Source organism: Cupriavidus sp. FW305-F7 (assembly GCF_058782875.1).
The window spans coordinates 1-20,785 of record NZ_JBYSYC010000048.1 but is presented as its reverse complement, the minus strand read 5'-3'; the positions used below and the strand labels follow the sequence as shown (position 1 = coordinate 20,785).

At 65.7% G+C, this 20,785-nt stretch carries 22 protein-coding genes; 8 read left to right on the top strand and 14 right to left on the bottom strand.

The window, feature by feature from the left end; all coding sequences use genetic code 11:
- The 7 genes from AC3WL8_RS32425 to AC3WL8_RS32395 are packed head-to-tail and all read right to left on the bottom strand — an operon-like array spanning position 1 to position 5,777.
- Positions 1 to 1,287 (bottom strand): MSMEG_0569 family flavin-dependent oxidoreductase, encoded by a 1,287-nt coding sequence (locus AC3WL8_RS32425; protein ID WP_153955957.1) that lies wholly within the window; start codon positions 1,285 to 1,287, stop codon positions 1 to 3.
- Positions 1,288 to 1,322: 35 nt separating this feature from the next.
- The gene (locus AC3WL8_RS32420; protein WP_153955958.1) at positions 1,323 to 1,610 is read right to left on the bottom strand and encodes an MSMEG_0570 family nitrogen starvation response protein; all 288 of its coding nucleotides are present in this window, start codon (positions 1,608 to 1,610) and stop codon (positions 1,323 to 1,325) included.
- 8 nt (positions 1,611 to 1,618) lie between these two features.
- Positions 1,619 to 2,614, bottom strand: a complete 996-nt coding sequence (locus tag AC3WL8_RS32415) for a sll0787 family AIR synthase-like protein (protein WP_211979767.1) — start codon at positions 2,612 to 2,614, stop codon at positions 1,619 to 1,621.
- The gene (locus AC3WL8_RS32410) at positions 2,611 to 3,165 is read right to left on the bottom strand and encodes an MSMEG_0567/Sll0786 family nitrogen starvation N-acetyltransferase (protein WP_211979768.1); all 555 of its coding nucleotides are present in this window, start codon (positions 3,163 to 3,165) and stop codon (positions 2,611 to 2,613) included. The genes AC3WL8_RS32415 and AC3WL8_RS32410 overlap by 4 nt, the downstream gene beginning before the upstream one ends.
- Positions 3,162 to 4,265, bottom strand: coding sequence for an MSMEG_0568 family radical SAM protein (locus AC3WL8_RS32405; RefSeq protein ID WP_013956895.1), 1,104 nt, complete (start codon positions 4,263 to 4,265; stop codon positions 3,162 to 3,164). The genes AC3WL8_RS32410 and AC3WL8_RS32405 overlap by 4 nt, the downstream gene beginning before the upstream one ends.
- Positions 4,258 to 5,274, bottom strand: a complete 1,017-nt coding sequence (locus AC3WL8_RS32400) for a Nit6803 family nitrilase (RefSeq protein ID WP_013956896.1) — start codon at positions 5,272 to 5,274, stop codon at positions 4,258 to 4,260. The genes AC3WL8_RS32405 and AC3WL8_RS32400 overlap by 8 nt, the downstream gene beginning before the upstream one ends.
- Before the next feature lie 20 nt (positions 5,275 to 5,294).
- Positions 5,295 to 5,777: an MSMEG_0572/Sll0783 family nitrogen starvation response protein gene (locus tag AC3WL8_RS32395; RefSeq protein ID WP_013956897.1), complete on the bottom strand. Its 483-nt coding sequence runs from the start codon at positions 5,775 to 5,777 to the stop codon at positions 5,295 to 5,297.
- A gap of 414 nt (positions 5,778 to 6,191) precedes the next feature.
- On the opposite strand from AC3WL8_RS32395, the gene AC3WL8_RS32390 reads away from it, so the two are divergent.
- Positions 6,192 to 7,583 carry an aminotransferase-like domain-containing protein gene (locus tag AC3WL8_RS32390; RefSeq protein ID WP_492379693.1) on the top strand — a complete coding sequence of 464 codons (1,392 nt, stop codon included), beginning with the start codon at positions 6,192 to 6,194 and terminating at the stop codon, positions 7,581 to 7,583.
- Between the two features lie 87 nt (positions 7,584 to 7,670).
- Here AC3WL8_RS32390 and AC3WL8_RS32385 read toward each other — a convergent pair whose 3' ends face one another.
- The 6 genes from AC3WL8_RS32385 to catA all read right to left on the bottom strand — a co-directional run bounded on the left by AC3WL8_RS32385 (position 7,671) and on the right by catA (position 13,270).
- Positions 7,671 to 8,366 carry an alpha/beta hydrolase gene (locus AC3WL8_RS32385; RefSeq protein ID WP_013956899.1) on the bottom strand — a complete coding sequence of 232 codons (696 nt, stop codon included), beginning with the start codon at positions 8,364 to 8,366 and terminating at the stop codon, positions 7,671 to 7,673.
- A 96-nt stretch (positions 8,367 to 8,462) separates the two neighbouring features.
- Complete coding sequence (locus tag AC3WL8_RS32380) at positions 8,463 to 9,248, bottom strand: 1,6-dihydroxycyclohexa-2,4-diene-1-carboxylate dehydrogenase (RefSeq protein WP_211979770.1); 786 nt, start codon at positions 9,246 to 9,248, stop codon at positions 8,463 to 8,465.
- A 17-nt stretch (positions 9,249 to 9,265) separates the two neighbouring features.
- Positions 9,266 to 10,285: a benzoate 1,2-dioxygenase electron transfer component BenC gene (gene benC, locus AC3WL8_RS32375; RefSeq protein WP_211979771.1), complete on the bottom strand. Its 1,020-nt coding sequence runs from the start codon at positions 10,283 to 10,285 to the stop codon at positions 9,266 to 9,268.
- Between the two features lie 21 nt (positions 10,286 to 10,306).
- Positions 10,307 to 10,822 (bottom strand): benzoate 1,2-dioxygenase small subunit, encoded by a 516-nt coding sequence (gene benB / locus AC3WL8_RS32370; protein ID WP_013956902.1) that lies wholly within the window; start codon positions 10,820 to 10,822, stop codon positions 10,307 to 10,309.
- A complete protein-coding gene (benA, locus tag AC3WL8_RS32365; RefSeq protein ID WP_492379692.1) occupies positions 10,819 to 12,243 on the bottom strand; it encodes a benzoate 1,2-dioxygenase large subunit in 1,425 nt (474 codons plus the stop codon). Before benA ends, benB begins: the two co-directional genes overlap by 4 nt.
- Positions 12,244 to 12,346: 103 nt before the next feature.
- Positions 12,347 to 13,270, bottom strand: coding sequence for a catechol 1,2-dioxygenase (gene catA / locus AC3WL8_RS32360; protein WP_041227938.1), 924 nt, complete (start codon positions 13,268 to 13,270; stop codon positions 12,347 to 12,349).
- Positions 13,271 to 13,417: 147 nt separating this feature from the next.
- Here catA and AC3WL8_RS32355 point away from each other — a divergent pair, with 147 nt between their 5' ends.
- From AC3WL8_RS32355 to AC3WL8_RS32335, 5 genes are all read left to right on the top strand, one after another.
- Complete coding sequence (locus AC3WL8_RS32355) at positions 13,418 to 14,335, top strand: LysR family transcriptional regulator (protein ID WP_010811734.1); 918 nt, start codon at positions 13,418 to 13,420, stop codon at positions 14,333 to 14,335.
- Between the two features lie 113 nt (positions 14,336 to 14,448).
- Positions 14,449 to 15,594 (top strand): muconate/chloromuconate family cycloisomerase, encoded by a 1,146-nt coding sequence (locus tag AC3WL8_RS32350; RefSeq protein ID WP_013956905.1) that lies wholly within the window; start codon positions 14,449 to 14,451, stop codon positions 15,592 to 15,594.
- A 45-nt stretch (positions 15,595 to 15,639) separates the two neighbouring features.
- The gene (catC, locus tag AC3WL8_RS32345; protein WP_153955966.1) at positions 15,640 to 15,918 is read left to right on the top strand and encodes a muconolactone Delta-isomerase; all 279 of its coding nucleotides are present in this window, start codon (positions 15,640 to 15,642) and stop codon (positions 15,916 to 15,918) included.
- A 13-nt stretch (positions 15,919 to 15,931) separates the two neighbouring features.
- The gene (gene pcaD / locus AC3WL8_RS32340; protein ID WP_013956907.1) at positions 15,932 to 16,714 is read left to right on the top strand and encodes a 3-oxoadipate enol-lactonase; all 783 of its coding nucleotides are present in this window, start codon (positions 15,932 to 15,934) and stop codon (positions 16,712 to 16,714) included.
- Positions 16,715 to 16,740: 26 nt separating this feature from the next.
- A complete protein-coding gene (locus AC3WL8_RS32335) occupies positions 16,741 to 17,595 on the top strand; it encodes a 3-oxoadipate:acetyl-CoA acetyltransferase (RefSeq protein WP_013956908.1) in 855 nt (284 codons plus the stop codon).
- Positions 17,596 to 17,836: 241 nt separating this feature from the next.
- Here the strand turns inward: AC3WL8_RS32335 and AC3WL8_RS32330 are convergent, their stop codons facing one another.
- Positions 17,837 to 18,532, bottom strand: coding sequence for a TetR/AcrR family transcriptional regulator (locus AC3WL8_RS32330; RefSeq protein ID WP_013956909.1), 696 nt, complete (start codon positions 18,530 to 18,532; stop codon positions 17,837 to 17,839).
- A gap of 291 nt (positions 18,533 to 18,823) precedes the next feature.
- Between AC3WL8_RS32330 and AC3WL8_RS32325 the strand changes: the two genes are divergently transcribed.
- Positions 18,824 to 20,548 (top strand): AMP-binding protein, encoded by a 1,725-nt coding sequence (locus AC3WL8_RS32325; protein WP_153955967.1) that lies wholly within the window; start codon positions 18,824 to 18,826, stop codon positions 20,546 to 20,548.
- A 70-nt stretch (positions 20,549 to 20,618) separates the two neighbouring features.
- The coding region (locus AC3WL8_RS32320) for an acyl-CoA dehydrogenase family protein (protein WP_492379698.1) at positions 20,619 to 20,785 on the top strand (167 nt) is incomplete at its 3' end.

The following is a 20,785-nucleotide window of genomic DNA, read 5'->3' as shown; positions in this document are numbered from 1 at the left end:
TCAGGCGGCCAGCGCGGTGTCGCTCTCGCCCGCGGCAATCAAACCCGCGAGGTATTCGGCGTCGCGCGCGATGCCGGAGAATCGCCCCGATCCCCACGTGTGCAACCACGGCAGCCCGAGGAAATACAAACCGGCGTGCGCTGTCACGCCACGTTCATGGCCTGGATAACCGCGGCCGTTGAATACCGGCACTTCGAGCCAGCTGAAATCCGGTCGGAAGCCGATGCACCAGATGATCGAACCGATGCCGGCTGCCTTGGGATCGAGTTCGGTGCGCTCGGCCGGTGGCGCCCATACGGGCGCATAGACGCTCGGCGGCGGCGCCTCCATGCCTCGCTCCGCGATGAACTTGTCGATGCTCGCGTTGATGCGGTTGTAGGTTGCATCGGCATCGTCCAGGTTGTGACGAAGGTCCGGCGCAAAACGAAGCTGGCCGTCGCGGTAGTCGCCCAGCACGCCGTAGAGCTCCATCCCCTCGGTGGCGAACTTGCGCAGGTCGATATCGCGGCCGCCGTCGCGACCGGTGACGTAGTGATTTGTGTTATCGCGCACGCCCTCGCGCAGCGGATGCTCGGTAACGGGCAGATCGTAGTACTTCATGTCCGCGAGCCAGTCCACGACGTCCCGCCCGCGATAGAAGCGCGCGCAACGCGGCGCCTCGCCGACGGCCAGATACACCTTGCGCCCGCCCAGGTGCAGGTCTTCGGCAATCTGCGCGCCCGACTGGCCCGAGCCAACCACGAGCACCGCACCCTCGGGCAGCGACCCGGGATTCCTGTATTCGGACGATTGCAATTGCCGGATCGACGTCGGCAGGCGCTCGGCCATGCGCGGCACGATCGGCGTGTGATAACCACCCGAGGCCGCCACCACCTGGTCCGCGGTGAATGCACCCTGGCTCGTCACCACGGAAAATCCCCCCTGGGCGCGCGCCTTCACTTGCCGCACCTCGGTATGCTCGAGTACCGGCGCGCCGACCGTCCGGATAAAGCCATCGAGATAGGCCGTGATTTCATCCTTCTTCATGAAGCCGTGCGGATCATCTCCCTGGTAGGGATAGCCCGGCAGCGCGCATTGCCAGTTCGGCGTCACCAGGCAGAACGCATCCCAGCGTTGCGTGCGCCAGGCGTGCGTGACGGTGTGCTTCTCGATGAGCAGATGGTCGATGCCGGCCTGCTTCAGGAAGTAGCTCATCGATAGTCCGGCCTGGCCGCCGCCGACAATGATGACGCCGTAGTGCCTGGGCTCTGCGGCCTGGCCCGGATTGGTGTTGATGATGTGGGACATGTTGGATCCTTTGAGGCGAGAAATTTGAAGAACGGTTAGCTGCCAAAGCCGAGAAAACGGACGGTGGCGCCGTCCTGGCCCCGGAACCGCTGCGCGGCAATTTCCAGGATGCGGAGCTGATCCATTGCGGAGGAGCAGGCGTAGCCATACCTGGCCCGCACCCGCTCGGATGCGGCGCCCAGCGCGGTACGCGCACGCTCGACGAACTCGTCCAGCGGATACGCTGTCCCTTCGACAAAGTGCTCCGTGACGATGGAGGATGGGGAATAGCAGGCCATCTCGGTCTGGTCAGGCCAGCGGATGCGGAAATGGGTAACCGGCATGGCAGTTCTCAGGTTGGGGAATCGATCGGCGTGGCCAGGCGCGTCGGCAGGATGAACCCCGCCTCGCGCAAGTCCCACAACGTGGCCCGTTCGCCGGCGTGCGTGAGCGTGGCGACACGGGAATCGTCGATGGCGCCGATCTGGGCGCAGGCAATGCCGCGATCGAGGAAGCGGCGTTCGACCGCCTGCGCATCGTCGTCATCGACGGCCAGCAGGAAGCCATAGCTCGGGAATGCCGTCAGCCATCGCTCCAGGGGCACGCCAGCGGGCCGGGGAATGCGCTCCAGCGCGATGCGGGCGCCCACCCCGGAGCATTCGAGCAGCATCAGCGCGGTGCCAAGCGGACCCGCCATGCTGATGTCCTTGGCTGCGGCGCAAAGGCCCTCTTCGGCCAGCACAGGCAAGAGTTCGAGATCCGCACGCAGTCGTTCGCCCGGTGCGCCCGTGGAGGCGTTCCAGAACGGAAATGGCTCCGCGAATGCGCCGCGCAGGTCCACGGCCATCAACAGGCGCTGGCCGGGACGCGCGGCGAAGCTCGACAGCAGCTTGCGCGCACGGCCGAGGATGGCCACGGCAAGCTGGCTTTGCTCGCTGCGCGCGTTGCTGTGACCGCCGACGATCGGCACGCCATAGGCGGCAGACGCCGCGGCCATGCCCTTGAGCACCTCGGCGGCGTCGGCGGCGCCATCGCTCCATAGCGCATCGACCACGGCCGTCGGCCTGCCGCCCATCGCATAGATATCGCTGATGTTCACCATGACCGCGCTGTAGCCGGCGAACCACGGCATGGTGCGGATGAAATCGCTGACCAGTCCTTCGATGGCGAACAGCAGGTAGCCGTCGCCATCCCGCAATGCCGCGCAGTCGTCGCCTACGCCCACGGCCATGGCCGCGTTGCGTCCGGCGGCCGCTGCGCCGAGCGGCGACAGCATGGCCGGGATATCGGTCTTATGCGCAAAACCGCGGCTGCTGCGCAGAGTGTGTACGAAATCGTCGAGGCTCATCTCACGGCCCTGCCTTCGGTAATCAGGCCCGCGTGCGGGGTATGGCAAGGCGGGTAATGGTTCAGGTCAGCCTGCATCAGGTGGTGAGGCCGCCCGAGCAGCGTCTCCTCGGCCAGGACGTTCCAATGCAAGCGCCTGAACAAGGGCACGTTCTGGCTCTGCACGTGTGCAAGGAAGCGCCGGCAGCCGATCGCGTGGGCGCTGCTCACCGCCAGGCGGATCAGCGTCGCACCGATCTTTCCCTGGCTTCGGTATGCAGCATCCACCGCAAGCCGCGAGCCGAACCACACGCCCGGCTCGCTTTCATGGATGCGCACGGTGCCGACCACGGTCCCGGGATGACCCGGCAACTCCGGCTCGAAGCGCACCGCCACCAGCAGTTGCGCCACATCGTCCACCGCGTCCCGGTCGTCGCCCGCGAAGATGCCCTGCTCCTCGCAGAACACGACCTGGCGCAGGCGATAGGCCTGCTCCGCCTCCCAGGCGTGCTCGGCCCAGCGGATGCGGAATATCGGGCTGCCCGGCACCTCGACGCAGAGATCGCTTTTCATGATGTCGCTCCGTCGGTCGCCAGTGCCGCCTCGCGCTCGTAGGTCGCCAGCGACGAGCACGCGCCGCACTTGCCGCAACCCGCCTTGATATCGGACGAGCGCATGCCGGCGGCGCCCAACATGGCGCCGAGCGGCTGCAGGATCGACTGCATGAAGGCCGGCGAGGGAGCCGGGTGGTCCTCCAGCGGCGTGCCGGAGATCGGCACGAAAGGCACCACGAACGGATACACCCCGAGTTCGATCAGCTCGCGCGAGAGCGACAGGATGGCTTCTGCGGTGTCGCCGAGTCCCGCGAGGATGTAGGTGCTGACCTGCCCCCTGCCGAACACGGCAACGGCGGCCCTGAAGGCTTCAATGTAACGGCTCGGCGGCACCGACGCCTTGCCCGGCATGATGCGCTCGCGCACCGCCGGCGTGACGACCTCGAGGTGCATGCCGAGCGTGTCAATGCCGGCGGCCTTCATGCGCTCGAACCAGCGGTCGTCATCGGGCGGCTCGCACTGCGCCTGGATCGGCAGGTCGACCGCGGCCTTGATGGCGAAGGCGCTCTCGCAAAGAATAGCCGCGCCCCGGTCCTGCGTCGGCGGCGTGCCGGTGGTCAGCACCATATGCCTGACGCCATCGAGCAGCACTGCGGCGCGCGCCACTTCGGCCAGTTGCTCCGGCGTCTTGCGCGCCACCGTACGGCCTGCCGCCAGCGACTGGCCGATCGAGCAGAACTTGCAGGTCTTCTTGCGGCTCTCGTACCGGATGCAGGTCTGCAGGACGGTCGTGGCCAGCACGTCGGCGCCATGCAGCGTGGCGATATGCGAGTATGGGATGCCCTCCAGGGTCTGCAGCGCATAGAAGCGCGGCGCCTTCGGAAAGCTGATGCTGGCAATCGGGATGGTGCCGCGCATCAGCGCGCTGCGCCCCGTTCCATCGGGCGCCTGCGCCACGAACGGCGAGTGCCACGCGGTGCTGGTATGCACCGGCACCATGATGGTCACGCCGTCGATGGTGACCGCCTTGTGGTCGGACGGACCGGCCCCGCCGCGCCGGCTGGCTGCGCCGGCATTCGGGTCTTCCAGGCGCAGCCCGACGGACTGCAGCTCAGTCATCAATTGCCGGCTCGACGCCGGCACGGTCGCGCTGGATGTCATCGCGGATGCTCCCATGGAAGTTGGAGAAGGCGCCTGCCATCGGCACTGCCGTCACCGCCGGCCGTTCATTGATGGCCAGGCTTAGCAGTTCCGGGCGCGCGTAGTGGCCCACCGAATCCATCATTCGCTTGCGCTTGGTGATGAGCGACATGTCGAGGTCGGCAATGACCATGCCCTCGCCCTCGCGCAACGGCGGCGCCAGGTGCTGGCCCTCCGGCGAGATGATTGCGGTGTTGCAGCCGCCGCGCAGCGCCTTCTGCAGCGCCGGATCGGTGGTCACGGAGGCGATCTGCGCTTCGGTCAGCCAGCCGGTGGCGTTGACGACGAAGCAGCCGGATTCCAGCGCGTGATGCCGGATGGTGACCTCGATCTGCTCGGCAAAGATCGGCCCGACCAGCGAGCCCGGGAACTGGCTGCAGTGGATTTCCTCGTGCTGGGTCATCAGCGCGTAGCGGGCCAACGGGTTGTAGTGCTCCCAGCACGCCAGTGCGCCGACGCGGCCAATCGAGGTCTCAGCGACTTTCAGCCCGGCCGCGTCACCCTGTCCCCAGATCATGCGTTCGTGGAAAGTGGGCGTGATCTTGCGGCGCTTGACCGCGAGGTTGCCCTCGGTGTCGAAGATGAGCTGCGTGTTGTACAGGCTGCCGTGGTCGCGCTCGTTCACGCCGAGCACCACGACCATGCCGTGCCGGCGTGCGCGCCCGGCGACGGCATCGGTGACCGGGCCGGGCACCACCACGGCCTGCTCGTATAGCCGCATGTGGTCGCTGCCGGAGTGCACCGGCGGCCGTACGAAGGAGAAGTACGGGTAGTACGGCACGAAGGTCTCAGGGAAGACGATCAGCTGCACGCCTTTCCCGGCGGCCTCGTCGATCGCCTCGCAGACCTTGGCCAGCGTGCCTTCGCCGCTCTCGAGGTCGGGCGCGATCTGGACCGCGGCCGCGCGCACAATGCGTTTCTGTAACATGGTGGCACCTGCCCTTTTGCTCAAACCGTCCAGGTGTCGATGATCAGCGCGTTCTCCTTGCGATGCAGGAGCTTGAGGTCGAGCACGTCGAGCGGATTGATCGGGCGGATGCCCTCAATCAGCGAGGCCTCGCCGTGGCCGTACAGGGCCTGCAGGGCGAAGCGGCAGGCGTAGACCTTGCCGCCCTCTTCCATGAACTTGGTGAGCTGCTTGTTGAAGTTCATGTGGCCGGGGAACGCCTCGTCGCCAAGCGTCGGGAAGCCGCGCTGAACGCCAAGGTTGACGCCGGGGCCGTACAGCAGGATCGAAGTCTCGAAGCCCTTGCGCAGCAGGCGTGTGGCCTGGAGCAGGTTGACGAAGCCGATCGAGCCTTCGAAGGCGACGGTGTGGAATGTCACCAGCGCCTTCTCACCGGCTTCTGCCTTTACGTCCTCGAATACCTTCTCTTCATAGTCGACCAGGAAATCGCCCTTCTTGTGGGCCGGTTTGCTGACAGCAGGCATGCTTCTCTCCTTTGCGTTGATGGGGCAGTGCGGTCGCTCGATCCCATGCCGATCGACCGTTCGGCGCCAGGCCGAACACGCCAACATCCGCAACCGATGTGCCACTCAATGCCCGCAGTCATGCGATCAATCTCCAATCAAGCCGAAGCCGACCAAATGATCGGCCCAATGATCGCAACGGCTTTGGCCATGGATGCCACCAAAGGCGCACAGCGCACGCCATGACGGCTTCGCCACAATGCACGTTTTTGAACGGGAGCAAGCCGCCTGGGTGCGCACGCGTGGTGCACGAGCGTTGATATCGCACCATCATTGAGAACTTCATATGCAATCGCTTGCGCGGCTTGGTGAGCGATCATTCGGATGCTACCCTCAGGCACTGAATTCCATCGCATCGCGCAGCGGGAGACCACGGTGTCCAACCTGACCAGCCATTGGGTAAAACGTATCGCCGGCAGTGCCAAGCCTGCCTATCTGCTGATTCCGGACCTGATCGAGGAGGCACTGGCCGACGGCCAGCTGCGCGCGCGCGACCGGCTGCCGCCGCTGCGCGACCTGGCCGAAGCGCTGCAACTGAACTACACCACCGTGGCGCGCGGCTACAGCGAAGCAAGGAAGCGGGGATTGATCGACACCAAGACAGGAAGTGGCACTTACGTGCGCGGACGTGCGCCCGCGGTGCCGCTGCGCGGCGGCACGGGTGCGGAGATGACCATGAACATGCCGCCGGAGCCGCCCGCGATGACGGAGCGGCTTCGTGCCACCATGGCGCAACTGCTGGAGGCCGCCGACCCCTACTCGCTGCTGCGCTACCAGGACTTCGGCGGCACCCCGGCCGATCGCTCCGTCGCCGCGAAATGGCTGCGCCGCTGGGTGCCGGCATGCAGCGCGGACACCGTGCTGGTCACGCCTGGCATCCACAGCGCGCTGGTCGCACTGCTGTCGCAGCTCGCGCGCCCGGCGCAGACGATCTGTGCCGACGCGCTTGCCTACCCCGGCATCAAGGCTATTGCCGCGCAGCTCACTATCCAGCTACAGGCGCTGCCCGGCGACGAGGACGGCCCGTTCGCCCACGCCTTTGAAGCCATGTGCAAGACACAGAAGCCCGCGGCGCTCTATTGCAATCCGACCATCCAGAACCCGAGCACGCGCACCATGCCGCAGGCACGCCGCGGGCAACTCGCCGAAGTCGCGCTGCGCTACAGCGTGCCGATCATCGAGGACGATGCCTACGGCATGCTGCCGCTGCGGGCACCGCAGACGTTTTCCGCGCTCGCCCCGGAACTCACGTATTACGTCACCGGCTTGTCCAAATGCCTGGGCGCCGGGTTGCGCATAGCGTTCCTGCACGCCCCCACTGCCCGGCAGGCGCAGCGCCTGGCTGGCACCCTGCGGGCAACGACGGTGATGGCGAGCCCCATCAACACATTGCTCGCTACATCCTGGATCAAGGACGGAACGGTAGACGACATGCTCAAGGCCATCCGCGCCGAAAGCGCAGCGCGGCAGCTGATTGCGCGCCATGTGCTCGAGGGCCTGGCCTATGACGCGGACCCGGAAGGCTTTCACCTGTGGCTGCCGATCCCGGCGGCTTCAGCGTGGAGCCCGTCGGAACTGGCGCTCCACCTGCGCTCGCGCGGCATCGGCGCGGTGTCGGCCGCCGCCTTCTCGACCGACGGCAACCCGCCCGATGCGATTCGTGTCTGCCTGGGCGGCCCGGGCGAGCGCGATGAGATCGAGGAGTCGCTGCGGATCATCGCGGAAACGATCGACAATCCGCATCATTTGCATTCAGCGATGCTGTAGCCGGGGGGCTCCCCTTGATTCCCGCGCAGCTTTCCGCTGTTCGGCGCACTGCGCAGCCTGGTCCGGCGGGCGCCGGCGTTCAGGGCGCTATCCTTTGACCGAGTCGGTCGCGGCTTCGTCGATCAACGCTGCAACCTCGGCGGGCTTCGAAGCCAGCGAAGCATGGCTTGCCGCCAGAGTAATGACCTTCCGGGGATTGAGGCGGGCCGACATCTTCAGTTGGTTTTCGGGGGCGATCATTCTGTCTTCGCTGGAAATCTGGTACCAGGACGGCTTCTTTTTCCAGGCCGGCGTCGTGATGATGTCGCCGAAGGTGCTTGCAAGCGGCGCCTTCTGCGTCACCGCCATCACCAGCGCGTCGTCGGGCGAAAGATCCTGGCAGAAGCTCTCATGGAACTTATCGGACTTGAGCCACAAGTAGCCGTCGCTGTCGGGTTCGAGATTGGGAGCCGCAACCGGAAGATGCTGCTGCGTAAGGCCACCAGGGCTCTCCCCCGCATCTGGCGCAAACGCCGCGATATACACAAGCCCCACCACATTGGGCTGGTCACCCGCCTGGGTTATCACAGCACCACCGTATGAATGCCCCACTAGGAGGACCGGCCCTTTCTGCTGGGCAATCATCTTGCGGGTACGCTCGACGTCGTCAGCAAGCGATGTCAGCGGCATTTCAACGGCGCGGACGCTCGTATACCCCTTTCGCGCCAGTTCAACGATGACTTTTCCCCAATGCGCGGCACCTCCCCAGAAGCCGTGCACCAGAATGATCGAGGGCTTGCTCATGATCTGACTCCTATCTGCTAATGAAAGCTGTAAGCCGAGCAATGCAACACGCTGCAGTCCCTCGGCGGTTGGACTGCGCTCCAATCGATGCCACCGTCAACCCTGATCCCCGCCGCCGACCGGCAGGACCGTGCCGGTAATGTACGAAGCCTCGTCCGAGGCCAGGAACAAGATGGCATGCACCTGTTCGTCGATCGTGCCATAGCGGTGCATCAGGCTCGAGGCCCTGGTCTGGTCGACGATGGCCTGGTACCAGATGGCCTCCTGCTCGCTCTGAGCTGCCATGTTGCGCGGAATCCTGCGCGGCGGTGCCTCAGTGCCGCCGGTGGCCACTGCGTTGACGCGCACGCCTTCGTGCGCATGCTCGAAGGCGAGGCTGGCCGTCAGTGCGTTGACGCCGCCCTTGGCCGCCGCGTAGGGCACCCGGTGGATGCTGCGCGTGGCAATCGACGACACGTTGACGATGACGCCCTGCCGGCGCGCGACCATGCCGGGCAGCACCGCTCGGCAGCACCACAGCGTGGGGAACAGCGAGCGCCGGATCTCGGCTTCGATCTGCTCCTCCTCATAGGCCTGGAAGGGCTTGGCCCAGATTGTGCCGCCCACGTTGTTGACGAGGATGTCGATGCGGCCGAAGGCTGCTTCGGCCGCTTGCGCCATTTGCGCGGCGCCGGCATAGCGCTCCAGGTCAGCGTGCACTGCGATGGCCTGCCCGCCTGCGGCAACGATCTGCGCCGCGACTTCATCGACCAGCGCCGAGCGGTCGACCAGCGCTACCGAGGCGCCCTCGGCGGCGGCGGCCAGTGCGACGCCGCGGCCGATGCCTTGCGCGGCCCCGGTCACGATCATGGCTTTGCCGGCAAAGCGTGTAGCAGTTCTCATGTTGTCGTGCTCCTTGCTCATGCCGCGTTGCTGGCCGAGAACTTCTCATAGTAGAAGCCGGCGGGCGTGATGCCGCTCTGCTGCAGCCAACCGCGCACGGCCTCCACCATCGCCACGGGGCCACACAGGTAGATGTCGACATCGCCGCCGTTAAGCCATTCCGGGTCCACATGGGCTGTGACATAGCCCTTGCGGGCGTGATTGCTGGCGGCGTCAGCAACACAGGTACGGTATTCGAAGCCAGGCAAGGCATCCTGGGCCGCATTGATGCGCGACAGCACCACCAGGTCGATGTCGTTGGTGACCCCGTAGACCATGCGCACCGGCTGCGCACAGCCGCTGGCGGCCAGTACATCGAGCATCGACAGGAAGGGGGCGATGCCGGTGCCCCCGGCCAGGAACAGCACCGGCCGCGCCACCTCGCGCAGGTAGAAGCTGCCGTAGGGGCCCGAAATAGCCACGCGCTCGCCGGCCTTCGCCTGGCTGGTCAGCCACGTACTCATCCGCCCTTCCGGCACGTTGCGCACCACGAAGCCGGTGCGCGCGCTGCCGGGCGCCGAGCTGAAGGAATAGGAGCGCGTCTGGCTGGTGCCCGGGATCTCGACATTGACATACTGGCCGGGCAGAAAATCCAGGCCGGCGGCCCCGTCCAGGTCGATGGAAAAGCCAATGGTCGAATCGGAGAGCTGTTCCAACTCGGCCAGCGTCCCCTGGTAGGTGGTGACGCCGGTCTTGCACGCGGCCGACGAGGCGGGCACGCGAATGACGCAGTCCGAACGCGGACGGGTCTGGCAGGCCAGCACGTAGCCCTCGGCAGCTTCCTCTGCGGTCAGTGCATCCTCGATATAGCTCGAGGCCGGCAGGTCATAGCTGCCCGACTCGCACAGCCCCCGGCAGGTACCGCAGGCGCCGTCGCGGCAGTCCAGCGGGATATTGATCTGCTGCCGGTAGGCGGCATCGGACAGGGTCTCGTGCTCGCCGCAGGTGATGAAGCGGGTGACGCCGTCCTCGAATTGCAGGGCGATGGTGTGTTCCATGGCGCGGTCCTCCAGCCTGGATCAGATGTGATAGATGTCGATGACCTGGTTGATGTAGTCGTTCTTGAGCACGACATACTTGTCCAGGATGCGCGGCTGCCCGCCGGAGAGGTCGAGCGTGTAGCGCGACATGCCGAAGTAGCTGTAGGTGGTCTGGTAGCGATGGCTGAGCGTGTGCCAGTTGAAACGCACGGTGCAGGTGTCGCCCTCCACCCCGAGCACTTCGACGTTGCTCAGGTTGTGGCTGGTGCGAGTGTCCGGAATGGTGGCGCTGGAGCGCTCGGTCTTGATGCGAAACACGCGATCCTCCAGGCCCTGGCGGGTCGGGTAATAGATCAGCGAGATCTCGCGCTGCGGGTCGGTAATCAGCTTGCCGTCGTCATCCCAGCAGGGCATCCAGAACTTTGCGTCGGGGTGATAGCACTCAATCCATGCGTCCCACTCTTCGTCATCCAGCAGCCGTGCCTCGCGGTACAGGAAGGACTGGATGGCGGCCACGTCGACCGGTTTGTCGAAGGTGATGTCGGCGGTGCTCATGCTGCGCTCCCTGCGGCGGCGTCGGTGGCTTCATTCGCGGCTTCGGCGGATTGCTCTGCCACGGCCTTCTTCATCACGTCCAGCCAGTAGCGGTGCTGCACTGTGTAGAGGCCCTCGTCCTCGGTACGCACCCCGCTCATCACGGGCTTGAGTCCGATGCGCTGCGCGGCCTCGTCGGCACCGTCGATCCAGTGCTTCGCGCCGCGGCACATGTCGTTCCAGGCCAGTGCCTGCCCGGCGTAGCCCTGCTGGCAAGCGCGGAACTCCTCAAGGTCGTCGGGCGTGGCCATGCCGCTGACGTTGAAGAAATCCTCGTATTGGCGGATGCGGCGCGCGCGCGCCTCGTCGGATTCGCCCTTCGGCGCGATGCAGTAGATGGTGACCTCGGTCTTGTCGACGGCCAGCGGACGCAGCAGGCGGATCTGAGAGCCGAACTGGTCCATCAGGTAGACGTTGGGGTAGAGGCACAGGTTGCGCGAGTTCTGGATCATCCAGTCCGCGGTCTCCGCGCCGCAGCGCTCGGCGAATTCCTCGCGGCGGCTGAAGTTGGGGCGGTCCTCCGGGTTGGCCCAGCGCGTCCACAGCAGCATGTGGCCGTGCTCGAAGGCGTAGAAGCCACCGCCCTGCTGCCCCCACTTGCCGGCGTCCATGGCGCGGATCTTGTCTTCCTGCGCGTTCTTCTGCTTGCGCTGGCTGGTGGTCGCAGCGTAGTTCCAGTGCACCGCCGACACATGGTAGCCATCGGCGCCGTTCTCGGCCTGCAGCTTCCAGTTGCCCTCGAACGTGTAGGTGGACGAGCCGCGCAGCACCTCGAGCCCGTCGGCCGACTGGTCAACGATCATGTCGATGACGCGCGCCGCTTCGCCGAGGAAATCCTGCAGCGGCGGCACGTCCGCGTTCAGGCTGCCGAACAGGAAGCCGCGGTAGTTTTCGAAGCGCGCCACCTTCTTCAGGTCGTGCGAGCCTTCCTTGTTGAAGCAGTCAGGATAGCCGGCGTTCTCGGGATCCTTCACCTTCAGCAGCTTGCCGCTGTTGTTGAAGGTCCAGCCGTGGAACGGGCAGGTATAGGTGGCCTTGTTGCCGCGCTTGTGGCGGCACAGCATGGCGCCACGGTGGCTGCAGGCGTTGATGAAGGCGTTCAGCTCGCCCTGGCGATTGCGCGCGATCACCACCGGCTGGCGGCCGATATGGGTGGTGTAGTAGTCGTTGTTGTTCGGGATCTGGCTTTCGTGCGCCAGGTAGATCCAGTTGCCCTCGAAGATGTGCTTCATCTCGAGTTCAAACAGGTCTTCGTCGGTAAAGGCCTGGCGGTGCAGGCGGTAGTCGCCGCTTGCCTTGTCTTCCACCAGGAAGGCATCGAGGTCGAGGCGCCTGGCGCTGGGGCGAACGGGGGCCTTGCCCTCCGGATAGATGGGGATCATGGAGTTGTCTCCTGCCGATGTCTGTCTGCGGGACGGCGCTGCGCATGGCGCTGCCGCCCGGACTGGATCTGCCGGCCCGCGCGGCGGGCGGCACTACGGAATATCAGGCAGCGGCGCGCTGGCGCTCCACCTCGGCGGCGGGGGCGCCGGCCTGCTCCGGCAGCAGCCGGAAATCGAAGTCGATCGAGGCAAACGGCTTGTCCACGCCGTGTTTGTCGAGCGCGGCGGCGTCGGTGACGCGGGTCACCGCCGGCACCAGCCCCTCGCGGCTGGCGAAGGCGAAGTCGTCCCACAGGTATTCGTCGCCGTCGATGTTGATCTGCGTGGTCAGCTTGCGGTGGCCGTCCGCCGACACGAAGAAGTGGATGTGGGCCGGGCGCCGGCCGTGGCGCGCGAGCTGGTCCAGCAGGCGCTGGGTGGTGCCTTCCGGCGGGCAGCCGTAGCCGTTTGGCACGTTGCTGCGGAACTGGTAGCGGCCGTTGGCGTCGGTGACGATGGTGCGGCGCAGGTTGAAGTGCGACTGGGTCTTGTCGAAGAACGAGTAGTTGCCCATCAGGTTGGCATGCCACACCTCGACCCTGGCACCGGGCAGCGGCTTGCCGTCGGCGCCGTACACCGTGCCTTGCATGAACAGGACCTCGCCCTTGCCGTCGTCGCTGCCGTCGTCGAGCCGGGCAAAGCCGGTGCTTTCCGGGGCGCCGGCCACGTAGAGCGGGCCTTCGATGGTGCGCGGCGTGCCGCCGGTCAGGCCGGCGCGGGCTTCAGCCTCGTCGGCGCGGACGTCGAGGAAGCGTTCCAGCCCCAGGCCAGCGGCGAGCAGGCCCAACTCCTGGGTGGCGCCCGCCTCGGCGAAGTACTCAATGCCCTTCCAGACCTCGCTGGCGCTCAGGTCGAGGTCCTCGATCGCCTTGAACAGGTCCGCGGTCAGGCGGACTACCACCTGCTGCACGCGCGGGTCGGGGGTGCCTTGCGTGCCGGTGGCGACGATAAAGCTGTGGACCAGGGCGTCGATTTCCGAGTGAGTCATGGGGGTCTCCATAGTTGTGGTTGCGGTCCGGGTTCATGCTTTGCAGGTATCGAGCTTGTCTTCCGGGCACGGATGGAGCATAGTCAACGGCAGTTTTGGCAGTCCAACACTGATTTAGTATCCGCTCGATACTCAGGAGGTATAGTCTTGGAATTGCGGCACCTGCGTTACTTCGTGGCCGTGGCAGAGGAACGCAACTTCACCCGGGCGGCCGAGCGGCTGCATATCGCACAGCCGCCGCTGTCGCGCCAGATCCAGCAACTGGAGGACGACCTGGGTGTGCAACTCTTCGAGCGCCACTCACGCCCGCTGAAACTGACCGACACCGGGCGCTTCTTCTATACCCACGCGCTGCAACTGCTGGCCCAGACCGCGGAACTGCAGGCGATGACCAAGCGGGTCGGCAAGATCGAGCACAAGATGTCGGTTGGCTTTGTCGGCTCCACGCTGTACGGGATGCTGCCGCGGATCATCCGGCGCTTCCGGCAGATGCACGCCGATCTCGAACTGAGCCTGCACGAGATGTCGACCATGGACCAGATCAAGGCGCTCAAGGAGGGGCGCATCGACGTGGGCTTCGGGCGCATTCGCCACGAAGACCCGTCGGTGCGGCGCGTGGTGCTGCGTGAGGAGCGCATGATCGTGGCGCTGCCGGTCGGCCATCCGCTGGCTGACGCCAAGCCCGAGCTCGCGCTGCACGACCTGGTCGGCGAGCCGCTCATCATCTTCCCCAAGGCGCCGCGCCCGAGCTTTGCCGACCAGGTGCTGGCCGCCTTCCACGACCGCGCCCTGAAGCCGCGCCGCCTGCACGAGGTGCGCGAGCTGCAGATCGCGCTCGGGCTGGTGGCGATGGGCGAAGGCATCTCGGTGGTTCCGAGCAGCGTCTACGGGCTCAAGCGGGGCGACGTGACTTACAAGGAACTGGACGATCCCAAGCTGGTGTCGCCCATTATCATGAGCACGCGCATGCTGGACGAGTCGGCCGACCTGCGCTCGCTGCGGGACATGATCTACCAGCTCTACGAGGATGAGGGTATGGCCTACCTGCCGCCGCCGAAGGAATAAGGCGCAACGGGCGGTCCATACTCTGGAGGTATCGAATCAGATGCCAACGGTCTTGGACACCCAAAAAATAGCCATCCATACTCCGATGCAACATCCAACTGCATCAGGAAGGTATGAAAGTGGCGACGCAGCAAAGCATCACGGCCATCGAGTCCATCGAGGCCATCCTGGTCGATCTTCCGACCATCCGGCCGCACCAGCTCGCCATGGCGACCATGCAGCGGCAGACGCTGGTGATCGTCCGCCTGCGCTGTGCCGACGGCATCGAAGGCCTCGGCGAGGCGACCACCATCGGCGGTCTTTCCTACGGCGACGAGAGCCCCGAGGGCATCAAGCTGACCATCGACAGCTACCTTGCACCGGCGCTGCTGGGCCAGGATGCGGCCAATGTGCATGGCGCCATGGCGCGCCTCGCCAAGGTCGCACGCGGTAACCGCTTCGCCAAGTCGGCGCTCGAGACCGCGCTGCTGGACGCGCAGGGCAAGCGTCTCGGCGTGCCGCTGGCGACACTGCTGGGCGGCGCCGTGCGCGACACCCTGCCGGTGCTGTGGACACTGGCCAGCGGCGACACCACGCGGGACATCGACGAGGCAGAGCGCCTGCTCGCCGAGCGCCGCCACGACACCTTCAAACTCAAGATCGGCCGGCGCAGCGTGCGCGAGGACGTGGCACACGTTTCCGCGATCAAGCGCGCGCTGGGCGAGCGGGCGCGCGTCACGGTGGACGTCAACCAGGCCTGGAACGAAGCGGATGCCGCCACCGGCATTGCCATGCTGGAGGCCGCCGGCATCGACCTGATCGAGCAGCCCACGCCACGCGAACAACGCGCCGCGCTGGCGCGCCTGGCGGCGCGTTTCGTGGTGCCCATCATGGCCGACGAAGCCGTGTGCGGGCCCGAGGACGCGATGGAACTGGCCCGCATCGGCGGCGCCGACGTGTTCGCACTGAAGATCGCCAAGTCGGGCGGCATCTTCGGCATGCTGCGTACGGCCGCGGTGGGCGATGCGGCCGGCATCGCGCTGTATGGCGGCACCATGCTCGAAGGCAGCATCGGCACCATAGCCGCCGCCCACGGCTTTGCGACCTTGCCGCAACTGGCATGGGGCACCGAACTGTTCGGCCCGCTGCTGCTGAAGGACGACATCGTGGCCGAGCGCCCCGTCTACCGCGAATTCGCGTTGCACCTGCCGCAGGGCCCTGGACTCGGCATGGCCTTGGACGAGGACAAGCTCGCCCACTACCGGCGCGACCGTGCCTGAATACCTGCAATCAGACCCCATCAGAATCGAAGCGAGGAGACACCAATGCTGTATCTGGTACGAATGGACGTAAACTTGCCGCACGACATGCCCGCCGCGCAGGCGGAGGACATCAAGGCGCGCGAGAAAACCTATGCGCAGGACCTGCAGCGCCAGGGCAAGTGGCAGCAGCTCTACCGCGTGGTCGGCGAGTATGCCAACTACAGCGTGTTCGACGTCGAGTCCAACGAGGCGCTGCACACACTGCTGTCGGGGCTGCCGCTGTTCCCATACATGAAGATCGCCGTCACGCCGCTGGCGCCGCATCCTTCATCGATCCGCTGAGGGAGCCCACGTCATGCGCTTTGCCACCCGCGACGGGCTTCGCCTTCACTATGAACTTCACGGTCCGGCCGGCGCGCCGGTGCTGGTCCTGTCCAACTCGCTGGGCACCACCCTGTCGATGTGGGATCCGCAGATGCCGGCGCTGCTGGAGCGCTTCCGCGTGCTGCGCTACGACACGCGCGGCCATGGCGCCTCCGGCGTGCCGGCAGCGCCGTTCGGCATGGCCGAGCTGGGCGCCGACGTGCTGGCGGTGATGGACCATGCCGGTGTCGAGCACGCCCACTTCTGCGGCCTGTCGATGGGCGGCATGACCGGCATCTGGCTGGCACGCCATCACCCCGAACGCTTCGGCCGCTTCGTGCTGGCGAATACCGCGGCGCTGATCGGCCCGGCGTCCGGGTGGAACACGCGTATCGAGCGCGTCCGCAACGAGGGCATGGCGGAGATTGCCGGGGGCGTGCTGGCACGCTGGTTTACGCCGGCCGCGCTGGCAGGCGATCCGGCGCGTATGGCACCCGTCCTCGACATGCTCGCAACTACGGATGCCGACGGCTATATCGCCAACTGCGCCGCCGTGCGCGATGCCGACCTGCGCGGCCTGCTGCCAGGCATCCGCTCGCGCGTGCTGGTGATCGCGGGTGCGCAGGATGCCGCTACCACGCCGGAACAGGGCCGCGAGCTGGCGCAAGGCATTGCCGACGCCGAATACCTCGCGCTCAACGCCGCGCATTTGTCCAACTGGGAGTTGCCCGAGGCGTTTTCGCACGCGGTGATCCGCTTCCTGTCACAGGCGTGATGCCATACATCCTTACCGGAGCCGACATGACCCAGCCCTGCATCATCTCCGTCGCCATCACCGGCTCGCTGCCGCGCAAGCGTGACAACCCTGCCGTGCCGATCACGGTCAGCGAGCAGGTCGAATCCACCCAGGCCGCCTTCGAGGCGGGCGCCACGCTCGTCCACCTGCACGTGCGCAATGACGACGAGACGCCCTCCTCCGAGCCGGACCGCTTTGCCCGCGTGCTGGAGGGCATCCGCAAGCATGCGCCGGGCATCATCACGCAGGCCTCCACCGGCGGCCGCTCCGGCGCGGGAAGGGAGCGAGGGGGGATGCTGTCGCTGCGGCCGGACATGGCCTCACTTGCCACCGGCTCGGTTAATTTCCCGACACGCGTCTATGACAATCCGCCAGATCTGGTGGACTGGCTCGCCGCGGAAATGAAGGCCTACGCCATCAAGCCCGAGATAGAGGCCTTCGACCTGTCGATGATCTTCCAGGCAGTGGCCATGCAACAGGCCGGCAAGATCGACGGCGCGCTGCATATCCAGTTCGTGATGGGGATCAAGAATGCGATGCCGGTCGATCGTGAGGTGCTCGCCTTCTACGTGCACACCCTGCGGCGCCTGGCACCCGATGCGACCTGGACCGGCGCTGGCATCGGCCGGGACCAGTTGACGATGGCGCGCTGGTCGCTCGAACTGGGCGGCCACTGCCGCACCGGCCTCGAAGACAATGTGCGGCTTGACAAGCAGACACTGGCGCCCTCAAACGCCGCCCTGGTCAGCCAGGTGGCGGCCTTGTGCGAGGAATATGGGCGCCCCGTGGCGACAGTGGCCCAGGCGCGCGCGCTCCTGGGGCTGCCATCAATGGAAATCGGCGGACGTTCGCCCTTGTAGATTAACGCCTATTCGAAGACGTGCAGGGCCGCTGCGCCTTGCTGGCAGACCAGCAACCCCGCCGCGTAGCTCGACACGCGGGTTTCCCGTTCAACGCGCCCCCGTTTCTCTGCAGAGAGGTGTCGCGCTCACGGCGCTTCCAGCAGGCGATCGCGCATGGCGGCGCATGAATCCGGCAAGGGTCCCTCGCAAGAACTAGATCAGTGGATTAGTGGACCGCCGCTTCAAGGCGCGCCGCACGTCAACCGTTGCCCGCCCGTCTCAACGCCGCGCCGACTTCTCCATAGAATGCGCGCAATTTCTCCACCTCGACGTCTACAGGCAGCAAGGCGGGCCACAACAACGCCACCATATCCCTGGCCGTCTTCTCGATATCCACTTGCCGCTGCCGGGCGATCGCGTCCCACAGGATGTGCTCCATCGGGCCGAGGATTGCCGAGCGCAGCAGGCTCAACGGCAGGTCATCCCGGATCTCGCCGTTGTCCCGCGCCCGCGCCAGCAAGTCCATCAACGGCGCCGTATAGCGGCGCTGCAGCGGTACGAACACCTCTCCCAGCCCCGGCCCTTTGGCACGCCCCTCCGACAACACCAGCGCACACAAGCCCGTTCCCTGGATCAGGAACAACCTCAGGTGTGTCCTGACATAGAACTCCAGCTGCACCTTTGTGCTCTGCCCGTGCGGCATGCCTTGTTCCACGGTGCCGATGATCTCGTCATACCAGTCCTCGATCACGCGTGCGCATAGCTCGCGCTTGCCATGGAAGTAGGTGAACACCGTGCCCTCGGAGATGCCCAGGCGCTGGGCGATCTCGGTGGTCGTGGTCCGCTCATAGCCGAGTTCGGCGAATACCTCGCGGCTGACGCGCAGGATGTCCCGGATGCGTTGTTCCGCCTTGGCGCCCGCCGGCACACGGCGGGGCGATGTGACGTCTTCCATCTTGATTGAGTCCTTGCTTGCCCGAAGGCGAGATTATAGGGCCGGCTCAACCCTGACTTGAGCTTTACTCAATTTTAGGTTGCCATTTCGATTGGCACCATGTATTTTTCGATTATCGCAGCAACGAGCGTCAGGCGAACGTCGAAGGAATAGCTCAAAATAAGACAACCGCGCCGCAAATATCCGGGAAAACCCGGGGACGCCACCCCAGAATCCATCGATACGCTGTTTATTGAGTAACACTCACAAATATCCGACGTGACGAACCACAACCGGGCTTTGGAGACAAGTATGACGATGCAGGCCGAGTCCTCTCCCACCATCCTGCCGATTGGCGGGCTTTCGCATGTGAGGGGGGACACCACCATTCCGCTGTCGGAACAGACCGTGCCGGAGTTGCTGGCGCAAGCGGTGGCTCGCTACCCCGAGCGGGATGCCGTTGCCTTTCGCGAGCAAGGGGTGCGCTGGAACTGGCGCGAATTCTGCGATGCCGTGGACGCGCTGGCGGCAGGCCTGCACACGCTTGGGCTGGCCAGAGGCGACCGAGTCGGCATCTGGTCCCCCAACCGGGTCGAGTGGCTGGTCACCCAGTTCGCCACGGCGCGGCTGGGGCTGGTGCTGGTGAACATCAATCCCGCCTACCGCCTGTCCGAGCTGGAGTACGCGCTGAACAAGGTGGGCGTCAAGGCGATCGTCGCGGCGGAAGCCTTCAAGACCTCACGGTACCTGGAGATGCTCCAGGTACTCGCCCCGGAACTGGCCACCTGCGCGCCGGGCGAACTGCAGGCGGCGCGGCTGCCGGCACTGCGCTGCGTCATCCGCATGGGCGACGACCATACACCCGGGATGCTCCGCTATGCCGATGTGATTGCGCGCGGCACGGGCGTGGCGCGGGCAACGCTGGATGCCATCACGGCACAGCTGGATCGCCATGACCCGATCAACGTGCAGTTCACCAGTGGCACTACCGGTGCGCCCAAGGGCGCCACGCTGACCCATCGCAATATCGTCAACAACGCACGCTTCATTGCCATGGCGATGCGTTTCTCCGAGCAGGACAAGCTCTGCATCCCGGTGCCCTTCTATCACTGCTTCGGCATGGTCCTGGCGGTGCTGGCCTGCGTGTCCTCGGGCGCGGCAATGGTGTTCCCCGGCCAGGCCTTCGAGCCGGAAGCCACCATGCAGGCAGTCAGCGAAGAACGCTGCACGGCACTGCATGGCGTGCCGACCATGTTCATTGCCCAGCTCGATCACCCGAATTTCTCGCAGTACGACTTCTCTTCCCTGCGCACCGGCATCATGGCAGGGTCACCCTGCCCGATCGAAACCATGAAGCGCGTGGTGTCGCAGATGCACATGTCCGAGGTGACCATCGCCTACGGCATGACGGAGACCAGTCCGGTTTCCTTCCAGAGCAGCACCACCGATCCGCTGGACAAGCGCACCACCACGGTGGGCCGCATCCAGCCGCACCTCGAGGTCAGGATCGTGGACGCGACAGGTGCCACGGTCCCGGTAGGCGAAACCGGCGAGCTGTGTACCCGCGGCTATTCGGTGATGCTGGGCTACTGGGATGACGAGGCGCGTACCGCCGAAGCCATCCGCGACGGCTGGATGCACACCGGCGACCTCGCCACCATCGACGCGGAAGGCTACTGCAACATCGTTGGCCGCGTGAAGGACATGCTGATTCGCGGCGGCGAGAACATCTACCCGCGCGAGATCGAGGAGTTCCTGTTCCGCCACCCCAAAGTCCAGGCGGTCCAGGTGTTCGGCGTTCCCGACCAGAAGTACGGCGAAGAGGTTTGCGCGTGGATCGTGCTCAAGCCGGGCGCGAGCGCGATGGAGGATGAGATCCGCGATTTCTGCCGCGACCAGATCGCGCACTACAAGATCCCGCGCTACATCCGCTTTGTCGACGAGATGCCCATGACCATCACCGGCAAGGTACAGAAATTCGTGATGCGCGAGCGCATGACGCAGGAACTGAAACTCAGCGAATCCAGGACGGCCTGACGCGCCGGCGCCGGTGCACGGCGCCAGCCATTCCCCCGATCCCACAGACAACACCAGAGACGACACCGCTATGAACACCCTCCCCGGCCTCAAGTTCGACCTTGGCGAAGACATCGAAATGCTGCGCGATTCCGTGCGCGACTGGGCCCAGGCCGAACTGGCCCCGCGCGCCGCCGAGATCGACCGCACCGACCAGTTCCCGATGGACGCCTGGAAGAAGATGGGCGACCTGGGCGT

Coding starts and splice junctions, on each gene's coding strand:
- AC3WL8_RS32350 (WP_013956905.1), top strand. CDS start 14,449: ATGAAAGTGGCGACGCAGCAAAGCATCACGGCCATCGAGTCCATCGAG.
- AC3WL8_RS32395 (WP_013956897.1), bottom strand. CDS start 5,777: ATGCCTGCTGTCAGCAAACCGGCCCACAAGAAGGGCGATTTCCTGGTC.
- AC3WL8_RS32410 (WP_211979768.1), bottom strand. CDS start 3,165: ATGAAAAGCGATCTCTGCGTCGAGGTGCCGGGCAGCCCGATATTCCGC.
- AC3WL8_RS32425 (WP_153955957.1), bottom strand. CDS start 1,287: ATGTCCCACATCATCAACACCAATCCGGGCCAGGCCGCAGAGCCCAGG.
- benB (WP_013956902.1), bottom strand. CDS start 10,822: ATGAGCACCGCCGACATCACCTTCGACAAACCGGTCGACGTGGCCGCC.
- AC3WL8_RS32335 (WP_013956908.1), top strand. CDS start 16,741: ATGACCCAGCCCTGCATCATCTCCGTCGCCATCACCGGCTCGCTGCCG.
- catC (WP_153955966.1), top strand. CDS start 15,640: ATGCTGTATCTGGTACGAATGGACGTAAACTTGCCGCACGACATGCCC.
- AC3WL8_RS32415 (WP_211979767.1), bottom strand. CDS start 2,614: ATGAGCCTCGACGATTTCGTACACACTCTGCGCAGCAGCCGCGGTTTT.
- AC3WL8_RS32385 (WP_013956899.1), bottom strand. CDS start 8,366: ATGAGCAAGCCCTCGATCATTCTGGTGCACGGCTTCTGGGGAGGTGCC.
- pcaD (WP_013956907.1), top strand. CDS start 15,932: ATGCGCTTTGCCACCCGCGACGGGCTTCGCCTTCACTATGAACTTCAC.
- catA (WP_041227938.1), bottom strand. CDS start 13,270: ATGACTCACTCGGAAATCGACGCCCTGGTCCACAGCTTTATCGTCGCC.
- benA (WP_492379692.1), bottom strand. CDS start 12,243: ATGATCCCCATCTATCCGGAGGGCAAGGCCCCCGTTCGCCCCAGCGCC.
- AC3WL8_RS32405 (WP_013956895.1), bottom strand. CDS start 4,265: ATGACTGAGCTGCAGTCCGTCGGGCTGCGCCTGGAAGACCCGAATGCC.
- AC3WL8_RS32380 (WP_211979770.1), bottom strand. CDS start 9,248: ATGAGAACTGCTACACGCTTTGCCGGCAAAGCCATGATCGTGACCGGG.
- AC3WL8_RS32325 (WP_153955967.1), top strand. CDS start 18,824: ATGACGATGCAGGCCGAGTCCTCTCCCACCATCCTGCCGATTGGCGGG.
- AC3WL8_RS32400 (WP_013956896.1), bottom strand. CDS start 5,274: ATGTTACAGAAACGCATTGTGCGCGCGGCCGCGGTCCAGATCGCGCCC.
- AC3WL8_RS32420 (WP_153955958.1), bottom strand. CDS start 1,610: ATGCCGGTTACCCATTTCCGCATCCGCTGGCCTGACCAGACCGAGATG.
- benC (WP_211979771.1), bottom strand. CDS start 10,285: ATGGAACACACCATCGCCCTGCAATTCGAGGACGGCGTCACCCGCTTC.
- AC3WL8_RS32330 (WP_013956909.1), bottom strand. CDS start 18,532: ATGGAAGACGTCACATCGCCCCGCCGTGTGCCGGCGGGCGCCAAGGCG.